The 12,662-nt window shown below is 30.5% G+C and carries 14 protein-coding genes; 1 reads left to right on the forward strand and 13 read right to left on the reverse strand.

Annotated elements, in window-relative coordinates:
• Positions 1-15: 15 nt before the first annotated feature.
• Entirely contained in the window at positions 16-1,377 is a 1,362-nt protein-coding gene (locus EDD60_RS12720) for a cache domain-containing protein (RefSeq protein ID WP_066443960.1), read from the reverse strand.
• 9 nt (positions 1,378-1,386) lie between these two features.
• A complete protein-coding gene (locus EDD60_RS12725; RefSeq protein ID WP_066443957.1) occupies positions 1,387-2,664 on the reverse strand; it encodes an ABC transporter substrate-binding protein in 1,278 nt (425 codons plus the stop codon).
• Between the two features lie 167 nt (positions 2,665-2,831).
• Here EDD60_RS12725 and EDD60_RS12730 point away from each other — a divergent pair, with 167 nt between their 5' ends.
• Entirely contained in the window at positions 2,832-4,145 is a 1,314-nt protein-coding gene (locus tag EDD60_RS12730; RefSeq protein WP_066443955.1) for a replication-associated recombination protein A, read from the forward strand.
• 22 nt (positions 4,146-4,167) lie between these two features.
• On the opposite strand, the gene EDD60_RS12735 is transcribed toward EDD60_RS12730, so the two are convergent.
• The 11 genes from EDD60_RS12735 to EDD60_RS12785 all read right to left on the reverse strand — a co-directional run bounded on the left by EDD60_RS12735 (position 4,168) and on the right by EDD60_RS12785 (position 12,565).
• A complete protein-coding gene (locus EDD60_RS12735) occupies positions 4,168-5,349 on the reverse strand; it encodes an AfsR/SARP family transcriptional regulator (protein ID WP_066443953.1) in 1,182 nt (393 codons plus the stop codon).
• A gap of 143 nt (positions 5,350-5,492) precedes the next feature.
• On the reverse strand, positions 5,493-6,548 hold the full coding sequence (locus tag EDD60_RS12740) for a type IV pilus twitching motility protein PilT (RefSeq protein WP_132226482.1): 1,056 nt from the start codon (positions 6,546-6,548) through the stop codon (positions 5,493-5,495).
• Positions 6,538-6,930 carry a hypothetical protein gene (locus EDD60_RS12745; protein WP_066443948.1) on the reverse strand — a complete coding sequence of 131 codons (393 nt, stop codon included), beginning with the start codon at positions 6,928-6,930 and terminating at the stop codon, positions 6,538-6,540. The genes EDD60_RS12740 and EDD60_RS12745 overlap by 11 nt, the downstream gene beginning before the upstream one ends.
• Positions 6,923-7,291, reverse strand: a complete 369-nt coding sequence (locus EDD60_RS12750; protein ID WP_066443945.1) for a type IV pilus modification PilV family protein — start codon at positions 7,289-7,291, stop codon at positions 6,923-6,925. The genes EDD60_RS12745 and EDD60_RS12750 overlap by 8 nt, the downstream gene beginning before the upstream one ends.
• A gap of 11 nt (positions 7,292-7,302) precedes the next feature.
• Positions 7,303-7,752, reverse strand: a complete 450-nt coding sequence (locus tag EDD60_RS12755) for a DUF4860 domain-containing protein (protein WP_066443943.1) — start codon at positions 7,750-7,752, stop codon at positions 7,303-7,305.
• Complete coding sequence (locus EDD60_RS12760; protein ID WP_066443941.1) at positions 7,745-8,044, reverse strand: hypothetical protein; 300 nt, start codon at positions 8,042-8,044, stop codon at positions 7,745-7,747. Before EDD60_RS12760 ends, EDD60_RS12755 begins: the two co-directional genes overlap by 8 nt.
• A 9-nt stretch (positions 8,045-8,053) precedes the next feature.
• The gene (locus EDD60_RS12765; protein ID WP_066443940.1) at positions 8,054-9,082 is read right to left on the reverse strand and encodes a type II secretion system F family protein; all 1,029 of its coding nucleotides are present in this window, start codon (positions 9,080-9,082) and stop codon (positions 8,054-8,056) included.
• 12 nt (positions 9,083-9,094) lie between these two features.
• Entirely contained in the window at positions 9,095-9,994 is a 900-nt protein-coding gene (locus tag EDD60_RS12770) for a transglutaminase-like domain-containing protein (RefSeq protein WP_066443938.1), read from the reverse strand.
• 95 nt (positions 9,995-10,089) lie between these two features.
• Positions 10,090-10,836: an HAD-IIB family hydrolase gene (locus EDD60_RS12775; RefSeq protein ID WP_066443936.1), complete on the reverse strand. Its 747-nt coding sequence runs from the start codon at positions 10,834-10,836 to the stop codon at positions 10,090-10,092.
• 131 nt (positions 10,837-10,967) lie between these two features.
• Positions 10,968-11,801 (reverse strand): SIR2 family NAD-dependent protein deacylase, encoded by an 834-nt coding sequence (locus tag EDD60_RS12780; protein ID WP_243646682.1) that lies wholly within the window; start codon positions 11,799-11,801, stop codon positions 10,968-10,970.
• Positions 11,802-11,803: 2 nt separating this feature from the next.
• Positions 11,804-12,565 (reverse strand): protein-ADP-ribose hydrolase, encoded by a 762-nt coding sequence (locus tag EDD60_RS12785; protein WP_066443932.1) that lies wholly within the window; start codon positions 12,563-12,565, stop codon positions 11,804-11,806.
• Positions 12,566-12,662 lie beyond the last annotated feature (97 nt).

The following is a 12,662-nucleotide window of genomic DNA, read 5'->3' on the forward strand; positions in this document are numbered from 1 at the left end:
TTATCTCCCCTTTCCCTATTTTAATTTATTCATAAAATAAGCAATCTTTTCTTCCCCAAACAAATTAAACATAACATAACATTCAAAAAATAATGTTTCTCCATTTTCATTAATTCTAAAACTGACTACATAAGCATCTTCTTTTAAAGAAGCCAATTTCTTTAAATGATATGGTTCACAAATTTCATCAAAAGCCTTTAAATCATCTAAGAAAATACGTGCTCTAAAGTTTTGATAAGTTTCTTCATACTTTGGTGATAGAAAACTTTGCCAAAGTTGAACTGTTGGTGTATAAACATGATAAGTTAAAGTCATTGTATTGAGATCAACTTTCATAACAAAATCATATTCATGGGTAAAAATCATTTGTAATTGGTGATCTTGATTTCCAATTAATTCTTTTAATTGATCTTTAACTTCCATAATTCTTTGTTTTTCGCGTTTTTGAGCATAACGATAAATAATGAGAATTAAGATGATAATTCCAAGCATTGATGCAATTCTAATTCCCCATAAAAAATGTGAAATTTGTAAAGATAAGACTTCTAAAGAATGTGAAGAAATAATTGTTACAAACTGCCAATGGGGATGATTTAATGACTTGGTAGTACCTAGATATAAAGATTGTTGATTACCATTGACTGAATAGATAGCTTTTTGACCAGCTTTGAAATCATTAGCTAAATCTTTAACCACAGTTTGTGAATTATCTGCATTTAATAATGTTTGATAAATTGAACTTTCTGATAAATTGATCAAAGGTGAAGCTGGCCCTTTTAAAATCCAACTCCCATCGCGATTATCAACAACATAAGCTCGCCCATCACCATCATGAAAAGCAAACAGCGTTTCTTTATAAAACTTTTGAATATTGCATTCACAATAAATCGCTCCTACCAACTTTTTATCTTGAATAAGAGGCATTTGATAAACTACATACATATTTCCATCTTCTTGACGAAAACAATCTGATACTCCACTTTTTTGCTTGGATAAAGCAAATTCTTCAATATGTAATTCACTGATATCAAAATTCTGATTTTTGTTATCAATTCCTTGACCACTTTTATCAACATAATATGTCGCATGAAATTGTCGCATTGTATTAAAGATATCTAATGATTGTGCATCATGTTTTTTTTGAATAACTTTTTGACTAAAAGATTCCATAAATGAAAGATCTTCAATGATTTTATTATCAATTTGTCGACGTATCATATCTGTTGTATCAGCTAATTGATTATACTCACTGTTTTCAATCATTTCAGTAATTTGTCTAGAAAAAACATTTGTAATGATAAAAATAACTAGAAAAATAATAAAAGAACTACCAATAAAGAAATATTTTAATTGATGATGAGATACTTTCTTCTTCATAACATTCTTTTATTCTCCTTTAATTTGATCACATTGCAATTGATCATATTCTTTCATTACATTTTCTAATGTTTTTCCCCTAAGCATATCTTGAATTAAATCACGAGTTGAACCCCAAGTTTCAAAAGGCAGCTTGGTATCACGAACTGGAATTTGATGTTTTCCTCGCATCGTTGATATAAAATCATCAAGTTGTTCTTCTAAATAACCATAATCAGGATTTTGTGTAACACTAATCGCGTGTAATTCTTTAGCAATTGTATCTAAATTTTCTTTTTTAGAAACTTCATCAATAAATTCTTTAGCATATTCAGCTTTTGGACTATGTGTATTATAAGTTAAATGACGAGCTGTTCCAACAACTGCCATTGCGCCTTTTTCTGATAAAGGAATCCCTGTCATCTGATATTCAAATGAAGCTTTAGACATATCTAATTGTAGGCAATGACATAGACATGCACCTTTTCCATTAACAAAATCTATTCCAGCATCTTTGGCATTACGATGTTTTGCATCATTGACATCAATATACCCTTTATCTATTAATAATTGAACAAATTCAAATCCCTTTTTCATATAATCACTGATTTTAGTTTTTCCAGTCGCTAAATCATGAAGTAATGCTTCTTTATCAGATGATTCATAAATTTCACTTAAACCAATAACTAATGCAGGAACAACCAAAGCATAGTCTTTATGAGCAACATAAGGTGTAATTCCATTTTTCTTTAGTGTTTCACAAACCGCCAGAAATTCATCTTTTTGTTTAGGAACAGATAATCCATATTGTTCTAGTAAATCAAGATTCCAATAAAATCCATAACCAGTCATCAATAAAGGTATACAAAAAAAATCATTTCCATCAGTGACTTGCCTATACGCATATTCAGATAAAGAGATTGAATGAGTGAAATCACGAATACGTGGTAGAAGTCCTGCCCTTTGATACTCTATAACATCTTCATTTTGTAAGATATAAAGATCAACCTCTGGAGATTCACTCTTTAATTGATTTAAGATATATTGACGATATTCTTGACTACTCCCATTTAATGTATAATAAGCTGCGACTTCTTCCTTGATGCGCATTTTTGTTTGATCTTTAGCCATGATACTATGACTCCAAACTTGGCTATTCATTAATTTTGTTGAATATAGACTCAAAGTTACTTCCTGATACGTTGCATATTCTTTCACTTTTCCAGTTTTGTGATTTTGTGTACAACCAAGAAGGGATAAAATAAGCGCCATTGAAAGAAAAATATAGAGCAATTTGGCTTTTTTCATCAAAAATCTCCACCTTCCCTATATTTATTATAATATTGTTATATCAAAATAACAACAAAATAACAAAATCGTCACAAAATAATTTTTTGTTGATTATCTTTACCATTTCTACCATAGCCAGTTTTTAAAAAAAGTGCTACAATACTACCAAGAAAGCCGGTGATATCATGCAACAAACATCATTATTTCAAAATCAAGACCCTTTAGCCAATCGTTTAAGACCACAAAGCTTAGATGATTATGTTGGTCAAAAACATTTAGTAGGCAAAGGAAAACTTTTAAGACAATTTATTGAAAATGATCAAATATCTTCCATGATCTTTTGGGGTCCTCCAGGAGTTGGGAAAACAACTCTTGCGCAAATTATTGCTCAAACTTCAAAAGCTGAATTTATTAATTTTTCTGCAGTTACAAGCGGGATTAAAGATATTAAAGAAGTGATGAAACAAGCAAGTCAAAAACAAGCACTAGGAATAAAGACTATTGTTTTTGTCGATGAAATTCATCGTTTTAATAAAGCACAACAAGATGCTTTTTTACCTTATGTTGAAAAAGGAAGTATTGTCTTAATTGGGGCAACCACTGAAAATCCTTCTTTTGAAATCAATTCAGCACTTCTATCACGCTGTAAAGTTTTTGTTCTTCATGCCTTAGAAACTGAAGATATCTTAGAACTTCTACATCATGCCTTAAATGATGAACGAGGGTTTAAAAATGAAGATATCCAAATCGATGAAGATACACTTTACATGATTGCAAGCTTTGCTAATGGGGATGCGAGAGTTGCTTTAAATACACTAGAAATGGCTGTTTTTAATGGAGAAAGACAAAATCAAAAAACGCTTGTTTCTAAAGAAATTGTTGAACAATGTACAAGTCATAAATCTTTACTCTATGATAAAAAAGGTGAAGAACATTATAATCTCATTTCTGCTTTACATAAATCTATGCGTAATAGTGATGTTGATGCGGCAATTTATTGGTTAGCACGTATGTTAGAAGCTGGTGAGGATCCTTTATATATTGCAAGGAGACTTGTTCGTTTTGCTAGTGAAGATATTGGGATGGCTGATAGTCATGCCTTACAGATTGCTGTTGCTTGTTATCAAGCCTGTCATTTTATCGGTATGCCTGAATGTAGTGTTCATTTAACCCATGCCGTTACTTATCTTTCTTTATCAGTCAAATCAAATGCTTTATATATGGCTTATGAAAAAGCAAAAAAGGATGCCTTAGAAACTCTTTCTCAAGGAGTTCCTTTGCATCTACGTAATGCTCCAACAAAATTAATGAAAGATTTAAATTATGGTAAAGGCTATCAATATGCTCATGAATATGCTGATAAATTAACCACTATGACTTGCTTGCCTGAAGCTTTAAGTGACCGTACTTATTATCAGCCAACCAACCAGGGAAGTGAAGCCAAAGTTGCTTTACGCTTACAACAAATCAAAGAATGGAAAAAATCGCATAAGAAATGACCATCATCATGATGGCCATTTTTTAAAATATTTTTTTCAACTCAGATTTTAAAATCATTTCAGGGTGTTTCTTCTGCTTATTATATTCCTCTTGAATTCTTTCAACCGCGATACTTGCACCATCTATCTCATGAGAAGCAACAATTAAAGCAAATTGAGTCATATTAAACTTAGAAAAAACATCATTCTTTCTCAGACTCTTAGCAATAACATCTCTTAATATGTCAACTTCTTCTAAAACTTCTTGTTCAGATAAACAATCTTTAGAATCGCTTAAAGTAAGTAAAGCTAAAACCCGTGCATCCATTGAACGCTTTGCTGAACGTAGATTAACTTGATAAATGTTTTTAAAAACATCAAAGTCACAATAGAAAGTAGAATCAGAATGATTATCACCAACAAGATTATCTTCTAATTCAACAACATTGATTTCAGAAGAAGGAATAGTATTTAAAATCAACTGATAAATTTCCGTCATTCTTGCAGACATTGGTATTCCCTTTTGATGAAAATATGTGTCTATATTTTGACGATAATATGCTAATGCTACATCAATTTGATTCGTTTTGTAATAACTATAAAGTCTTGCTTCATAGATTTTTGTATCAGAGAATTGTTGTGCATTTAAATGTTCAGTTAATTTTAAGACATCTTCATATCGTTTCGCTTCTAATAAACAATCAAGTGTATCAATAAAAGCTTCTAAACAATGCGTGTGTAATGTTCTATTCATTTGTTCAACCCAAGGATTATCTAAGAATTCTGGTAGGAATTGGTTGACATATTTTTCTAATAAACGTAGACATCGGCTATATTTTTTTGAAACATCTTTTTCCTGTTGAATACGATTAGCAAGTTTCACTAAATCTTCATAATCAACTTTACACTCAACTTCTAGATTCCAATTATATCCTTTGCCTAAAGATTGAATACAGCTTATATCATCACAAAAACGCTTCATTTCTTTACGAGCACGATAAACCAAATTTCTTAAAGCCCCTTCTGGTTTATCAGAATTCCCCTTTGGCCATAAGAAATCTATCAAACGTGTAGCGTTTAAGCTTTGATCTCTATTTAATATTAAATAGATAATCAGTAATTCAACTTGAGCACTTCTTTGTCTTTCTAATGGAAAAACAATATCACCACATGAAATTTTTAATTTACCTAATGTATGGACATTTAAAACTGTCCCTTTTTTCATAAATTCATCTCCATTCTTTTTTAAGTATTGAGTTGCTTACCTATCATCAATTTCTTCCCACATTTTATTATACTCTAAAATATCACAAATTCCATAACAAAATAAAACAAATCTAAAAAGTTATAACATAATATATTTACTACTTATAATTTCTTTTCTATATTGCCTGGATGACTGGCATACATAAGTGCTGTTTCCTGACTTATTTTTCCCTGTTTATATAACTCTACAATTGCATCATCCATTGTTATCATTCCTGCTTGTTTTTGAGAAGCAATCACATTATCTATTTGATGTGTCTTACCTTCTCTAATTAAAGTTCTAATGGCTTGATTGCATATCATGACCTCAAAAACAGGAATCATTTTTCCATCAACACTAGGTAATAGCTGTTGAGAAACAACTGCATTTAAAACCATTGATAATTGAACACGAATTTGTTGTTGTTGAGTAGAAGGAAAAACATCAATAATACGATCAATCGTATTGGCGACACCCACAGTATGTAAACTAGATAAAATCAGATGTCCGGTTTCCGCTGCTGTAATCGCTGTTTCAATAGTTTCTAAATCACGCATTTCTCCAACCAAAATAACTTCCGGTGCTTCTCTTAAAGCAGCTCTTAAAGCCGAAACATAGTCTAATGTATCATGATAGACTTCACGTTGAGAAACAATGCTTTTTTGATGGCTATGTAAATATTCAATCGGATCTTCAATGGTAATGATATGTGTATTCCGATTACGATTGATTTGGTCAATCATACAAGCTAAGGTTGTAGACTTCCCACTTCCAGCCGGACCTGTCACTAAAACCATTCCTTTTTTAGCCTTTGATAAATCAATTAATGATGTTGGAATATGTAAAGCCAAAGGATCAGGTAAAGCAAATTGAACCACACGGATAACCGCGGATAAAGAGTTTCTTTGCTTATAAGCATTTACACGAAAACGTCCAACATTTGAAATAGAAAAAGAAAAATCGGCATCTCCTATTTCTATCAATTTATCAATATCATCTTTATGGGCAATATGATATATTTCACGAATAATATTTTCAGTATCTTGAGGTGACAATTTTATATCATTATACATCTCAATATGTCCATCTTTTTTGATTGCACAAGGCGACCCAGCGATAATAAAGACATCTGATGCATTCATTGTGATGACATCTTCTAATAATTTTCTAGTTTCCATCCTCTACCTCCTTATTTTCTGTTTGAAAAGAAACAATGTGTAGATTTTCATCTTGCACTTGAAAAGTTAATTTTAAATCCTGATCTTCATTAATTGAATCAATCAAGCAATACTTTTGATTTTGATAAATATAATGAATATTCTTTGATTTTAATTGTTGTTCAATATCTTTTGGCTCTAATTGTTCATAGACTGTCAAAAGATGAGATTGTGCCTGATAGTATTGTTTTGTTAAGTTCATTTGTCGTAAGGTTGACTCATAATATGAATGTGCCCTTAATGAAGCAAGGGTAGCTAAAATCAACATGACTAAAACCACAAAAAGCATAAATATACTTGGAGCCCCAATACTCATATGAAATTCTTGTTTTTCTTTACTCATCATGATTTCCTCCAATCACAAAAGGAAGTTCATTTAAACATTTATCATCCTCATAAATTTTAATGACACCATGTTTCACTTCATCTTGATAGATAATAAGCGAAAAATGGTCACCTTGATAAGTAGAATCATCAATCTTTTGAACATCAAATAGTTGATCTGGAGCAATCTTGGGATGGGCCTGCATCGTAGCAATCATACTTTCTGCTTTTAATAAAGTTTGCGATAAAGATGTTGCTTGTGCTTGACGCTGCTTTGCTTGAACAATAAAAGTGACACAGAATGTTGTTGAAATAGCAAAGAAGAAGATTACAATTATCAGTTCCATTAAATATGAAAAAGAATGTTCTTTTGACTTCATAAAATCTCCTCCTAACGATGTATATAAACAGTTAACTGTTCACTTCTTTGATGTTTTGTCACAATAAAAGTATAAAGCTGATGATCATAAGAAATTTGAAAATCATCGATTGCAAAAAGTTTTTCGCCTTCACTAAAGAGTGGTGTATATTGACTATCAGCATATATTTCTTGTAAATAACCATCTTGATAATAAATATATGTTATTGTTTTTTGGTTTTGAATAATAAGACAAGGATGTTGATTGATTGTTTTGACTTGAATCATTTGCTGATTTTCATTTTCTTTAAGTTTGGTATGAATATAGGATAAGGGAATGGTTAAATCTTCTTGTTGTAAAATACTTTCATGAATATTTTGATAGCCTTGTATTTCACTCGATATGATAAAGAATGAACCAATCACAAAGATGAGAATCAATAATAAATTCATTAAGGATTGAATATGTGATTGTCTACTCATAATCATTCTCCTTTTCATAGACTCTAATCGTTGGTTTTAAGTTATCTCCTTCAAAATGATAAAGAATATGATAATCATCTTCATTAACCAATAAGCCATAATTTTTCTTTAAATATTCAATATCTTGAGGATACTTTCCTTCAATACTATAACATTTTAAACTTAATTGTAAGATTGTATCATTTACTCTCTTTAAATCTTCATCCTTAGAATACTCATCAGCATATTGTACCCCTAAAACAACCAAAACCACAAAAGCTAGAATAAATAAACATTTCAATAATAATTTCATAACATTCACCTACAATGATGATAAAATACTCACAATTGGTAACATAACTGAAAGTAATACAATTCCTACAATAACTGATAAGAAAGTCACCATTGTTGGTTCAATAACATTTAAAAAATGAGCAATGGATTCATTCACTTCATCTTGATAAGTCATTGATAATTGCTGAAAGATTTGATCGACTTGACCAGTTTTAATTCCCACTTGTAAGATATTGAGTTTCATACCATGATAGATTTGATTATTTGCGAGGGTTTCTTCAAAAGGCATATCTGCTTGTAAATCAACTAGACATTTTTTAAGATTTTCTTTTAATTGCTTTTCTTCAATTAAAGGGAGAGTATATTGAATAGCATCTTCAAATTCATAACCACTTGATATAAACATCGAAAAAGCATAAGTCATTTGGGCATGACTTAAAGCATAAGAAAGCTTCTTCATAAAGGGCATACGATAAATAAAGACACTTAATAAATCAACATGTTTGATTTTGGCATAAATGAAAATAGAAATTAAGCTTATAAAGACTATGGTTAAAACTAAAAAACCCATGAATGAAAAAATCTGACCGCATTTCATAAACGTATAAGCATAAGTAGAAAGCTCTCCACCAAGACTTTTTAAAACACCTTGAAAGATGGGAAGAACTTTAAAAACAATGACTCCAACAACCACTTGCATCATCAATAATAAAACAATTGGATAAGTGATTGCCTGTTTCAAAGATGATGACATATCTTTCATACGTTGATAATAATCTGATAATGATGACATGACTCCATCTAAATGTCCACTGATTTCTCCAGCTTCTAATAAATGAACCATATAATCATCAAAAGCTTGAGTTTTTGAGATAGCTTGGCTTAAAGTTGTATCTTCTTGTAAGTTTTCTAAAACTTCTTTTAAAACTGTCTTTAATCGGGGATTATCTTCTGATTGTTCAATCATATCAATTCCTTGATAAATATCAAAACCAGCATTTATAATCAATGCCATTGATTTGGCAAAAGTTTCTTTTTCTTCAAAGCTTAATTTCATCTTTTCATCCTCCTAATAATAATAGATTGCATCATATTGACCATCATAATCAAATTTAGAACTCGCAAATGTTGGATCCATTCTTGTCCACGTTTTTTCATCCATAAATATATCTGGATTCACCCAGCCTTTTCCTTTTAAATAAACTTCTACCCAGGCATGATATTCAACATCTGTATTCCCACAAATCAAACGCGCAGGAATATGATTGATTCGTAACATAGCAACCATCAGCGCAGCATAATCAAAACATATTCCTTTTTTTACTTTTAATAATTCATTTAAATCTGGTAATATATATTTTTCATTTGCTTCTGCAGCTTTTTGATCATCATAGGTTAAATAATCAGCTACAAAAGTATAGATATCTTTGATCCGTTGTAAATCATTATCATCCTTTTTCACAACTTCAATAGCCTTATGAGTTATTGAATCACCTTTTTGATAATTTACCAATTGATTAGGATAAAGAAAAGGTGATAATTCATCTTTGATTTGCACATCTATTTCTAAAGTTTTCACAATCGCATATTGTTTTCCTTGAATATTTTCTAGAATTTTAATCATATATTTTCCATTTCCCATTTGTAAAGGAAAAGCAATGGGTTCTAAACTGACTAAATCATAATTATATGTTTGTTCATTTTGTGAAGATGTAATCTGAATTTTCACACGCTTTTTATTTTCATGACTTAAATATGCCATGATATATCCTAAATCGGTATGTGAATAATCAACGATTGCAATAGAAGATGATAAAATCTGTTGTTTTGAATTTTGTGGATACAAAATATCCTTTTCACTATAACTTTTTGAAGAAGGATATTCACTAGGATATTTCTTTTTTTCTGACTGACAGCCAAAAAGAAATAATGATAATGTTATGATGCATAGAGATATTTTTTTTAACATGAACACTATCCTCCTTCTTCTTTCTTTCCTATTATAACACGAAATAAATAAAGAAAAACAGTTTTATATCAAAATGCAAAGGACGATGAGTTTCCTCATCGTTCATTCATAAATATCATAAGTGCATCACAAACACTATAAACCAGATGATCAGCAGATTCTTGAACAATTGCTGGTGAACGGAAAAATGAAAATGCTTGATCAACATTGTCTAACATTGGCAAATCATTGTATGAATCACCAATTCCTCCAATCACATCAATTCCTTGAATTGCTTTATATTTTTTTATTGCCTCACCCTTAGAACACCCTTTTGCAACAATATCAATATATTCAATATTTTGATAACTATCAACAACATCTCCAAAACGTGTCGTAATATCTTGACATATTTTAGCTGCATTTTCTTCATTTTTGCCATCAATAGATAAACAAAAAATATCATCACCTTTTATATCATCTGGTGAAGAAATAATGATTTGTTCCATTGGCATTTTTAATTGATGAAAAGCATACATTTTTTGATTTGCCTGAATGCCTATTTCAACATCTTGGTGATAAGTTTTATAAATCTCATTGAATACTTCTCTAGGTAAACATTTTTTATAGAGAATATTTTGATGTTTATCTAAGACCACTGCTCCACTACTTAAAATATAAAAATCTAAATCAATTTTTCCTTTCATTACTGGTTCAATACCTACGAGAGGTCGTCCCGTGCAAATTCCAAATAGATTTCCAGCATTTTGAAAAGCAATAATTGCATCCAAATCCGATTGATAAAAGCCTTGTTTTTCACCAAAATAAATTGTTCCATCAAAATCACTTGCTAGTGCTATCATCCTCTCACCTTCCCTTGTTTTTATTTTACTATTTCCAATTAAAAAAAGAAACTCCAATTCAATACATTAGCATATTCATTGACTTTCTTTTATAAGTGATTCGTAAACAATGAAAACTGGTGAGATGAAATTTAATCACTTAAAAGACTTTCTATAACTTGATGAATATCGGCTTTCATTAAAATAGCTTGCTGATAAATAGATTCATGACAACTGATATCTTCTTGATTAATACAAATATAAGTGGCTTGAGGATTCGATTTTGTAAATTGCCAAAAAGGATATTTAATAATTCTTGGGGTATTATAGCCAACCCCCATTTCTAAATAAACAATCTTGCTTTGTTGATATTGGTATAAAAATTGTTCATAACGGGCTTTGGCTTGATGCCAACCTGCATCTTCAACAAAGGTTTGATCTATGCGTAAATTCATTGTCATAGGTGCCCCACAGTATGGACAATAAGGAATCAAATCTGTTGGTATTTTCATATTCTTTTGTTTTTGCATCATTTCTCTGATAGTCATTTCATTATCGTAGGTTTGTTGATGGCATGGACGAGAACATTGCCACAACCCATAATCCCCTTGTGTATAAAATAAACGGGTATGATCAAAGCCATGAATTTGAAATTGATGGTCAACATTTGTTGTGATGATGAAATAATTCTTATCTTTAACTAACTTTAATAAATCTAAATAAGTTTGTCTAAAAGGTTGATCATAACGATGATAATAAATATGACGAGACCAATATGCCCAGTATTCTTCTAAAGTTGAAAATGGATAGAAACCAGCTGTATACATATCTTGAAAATGATACTTTGCAATAAAGTCAGAAAAATGTTCTTGGAAATCTTCTCCCTGATAAGATAAACCTGCTGCTGTAGATAATCCTGCTCCTGCTCCAATAACAATCGCATCAGCTTGTGTCAATGCTTGTTTGATTTTTAAAATTTTATCCATGTTTATTCTCCTAATAATTTTTGGTAAATATGCAAATCCTCATCTTTAAATACATTTATGACAATATCCATTGAAGATTCTTTTAAAAATGTTTCAATTTCTTGAAGGGCAATTTGCGCAGCTAATTGATGAGGGAAATGAAATTCACCCGTTGATATACAACAAAAAGCTAGACTTTGAAGTTGATAAGCGTGAGCTAAATTCAAACATTCCCGATAACATGATCTTAACAGTTCTTCATCTTTTAAAGTCACTTGCTTATCAATGATAGGTCCTACTGTATGAATAATATAATGACTTGGTAAATTATAACCTAATGTTATTAGTGCTTCGCCAGTTGCTAAAGGTTTTCCTCTTTGTTTCATGAGTTCATCACATCTATTTCTTAGCTGAATACCTGCATAAGTATGTATGGCATTATCGATACAATGATGACAAGGAATAAAACATCCTAACATTTGTGAATTTGCTGCATTGACAATGCCATCAACTTTTAAACATGTGATATCTCCTTGATACAAATATAAATGATCTTTCATTGGCTTTAAATCACTTAATTTTATAATTCCTTTGTTTTGAATTTCGGTATGTAAGTAATCATCTAGTATTTCTTGAGTTTTCTTATCAACCATTTGAGGTGGACGGATATTCATAAGAGCACGGAGTGTTTCGTGAGGATTTTGAATTTGTTTTTTGGAATATTCAATATGAAGTTCATTGAAAAAATATTTGAGTAGATAGTCTAATCTTTCTTGTTGGTTCATGATGGTTTTCTCCTATTGTTTTGATGTCTTGATAAGTTTATAATAGGATGAAAGAGATGAATTGTAAAGTAGTTACAATTTTGTTTTATAGTTTCTT

The organism is Longibaculum muris (assembly GCF_004343035.1).
Classification (GTDB): Bacteria; Bacillota_I; Bacilli_A; order Erysipelotrichales; family Coprobacillaceae; genus Longibaculum; species Longibaculum muris.

Excerpts from the sequence above, each read along its gene's own strand:
- EDD60_RS12730 (WP_066443955.1), top strand. The coding sequence starts at position 2,832 with ATGCAACAAACATCATTATTTCAAAATCAAGACCCTTTAGCCAATCGT.
- EDD60_RS12720 (WP_066443960.1), bottom strand. The coding sequence starts at position 1,377 with ATGAAGAAGAAAGTATCTCATCATCAATTAAAATATTTCTTTATTGGT.
- EDD60_RS12780 (WP_243646682.1), bottom strand. The coding sequence starts at position 11,801 with ATGGATAAAATTTTAAAAATCAAACAAGCATTGACACAAGCTGATGCG.
- EDD60_RS12755 (WP_066443943.1), bottom strand. The coding sequence starts at position 7,752 with ATGAGTAGACAATCACATATTCAATCCTTAATGAATTTATTATTGATT.
- EDD60_RS12725 (WP_066443957.1), bottom strand. The coding sequence starts at position 2,664 with ATGAAAAAAGCCAAATTGCTCTATATTTTTCTTTCAATGGCGCTTATT.
- EDD60_RS12775 (WP_066443936.1), bottom strand. The coding sequence starts at position 10,836 with ATGATAGCACTAGCAAGTGATTTTGATGGAACAATTTATTTTGGTGAA.
- EDD60_RS12740 (WP_132226482.1), bottom strand. The coding sequence starts at position 6,548 with ATGGAAACTAGAAAATTATTAGAAGATGTCATCACAATGAATGCATCA.
- EDD60_RS12785 (WP_066443932.1), bottom strand. The coding sequence starts at position 12,565 with ATGAACCAACAAGAAAGATTAGACTATCTACTCAAATATTTTTTCAAT.
- EDD60_RS12750 (WP_066443945.1), bottom strand. The coding sequence starts at position 7,291 with ATGAAGTCAAAAGAACATTCTTTTTCATATTTAATGGAACTGATAATT.
- EDD60_RS12770 (WP_066443938.1), bottom strand. The coding sequence starts at position 9,994 with ATGTTAAAAAAAATATCTCTATGCATCATAACATTATCATTATTTCTT.
- EDD60_RS12765 (WP_066443940.1), bottom strand. The coding sequence starts at position 9,082 with ATGAAATTAAGCTTTGAAGAAAAAGAAACTTTTGCCAAATCAATGGCA.
- EDD60_RS12745 (WP_066443948.1), bottom strand. The coding sequence starts at position 6,930 with ATGAGTAAAGAAAAACAAGAATTTCATATGAGTATTGGGGCTCCAAGT.
- EDD60_RS12735 (WP_066443953.1), bottom strand. The coding sequence starts at position 5,349 with ATGAAAAAAGGGACAGTTTTAAATGTCCATACATTAGGTAAATTAAAA.
- EDD60_RS12760 (WP_066443941.1), bottom strand. The coding sequence starts at position 8,044 with ATGAAATTATTATTGAAATGTTTATTTATTCTAGCTTTTGTGGTTTTG.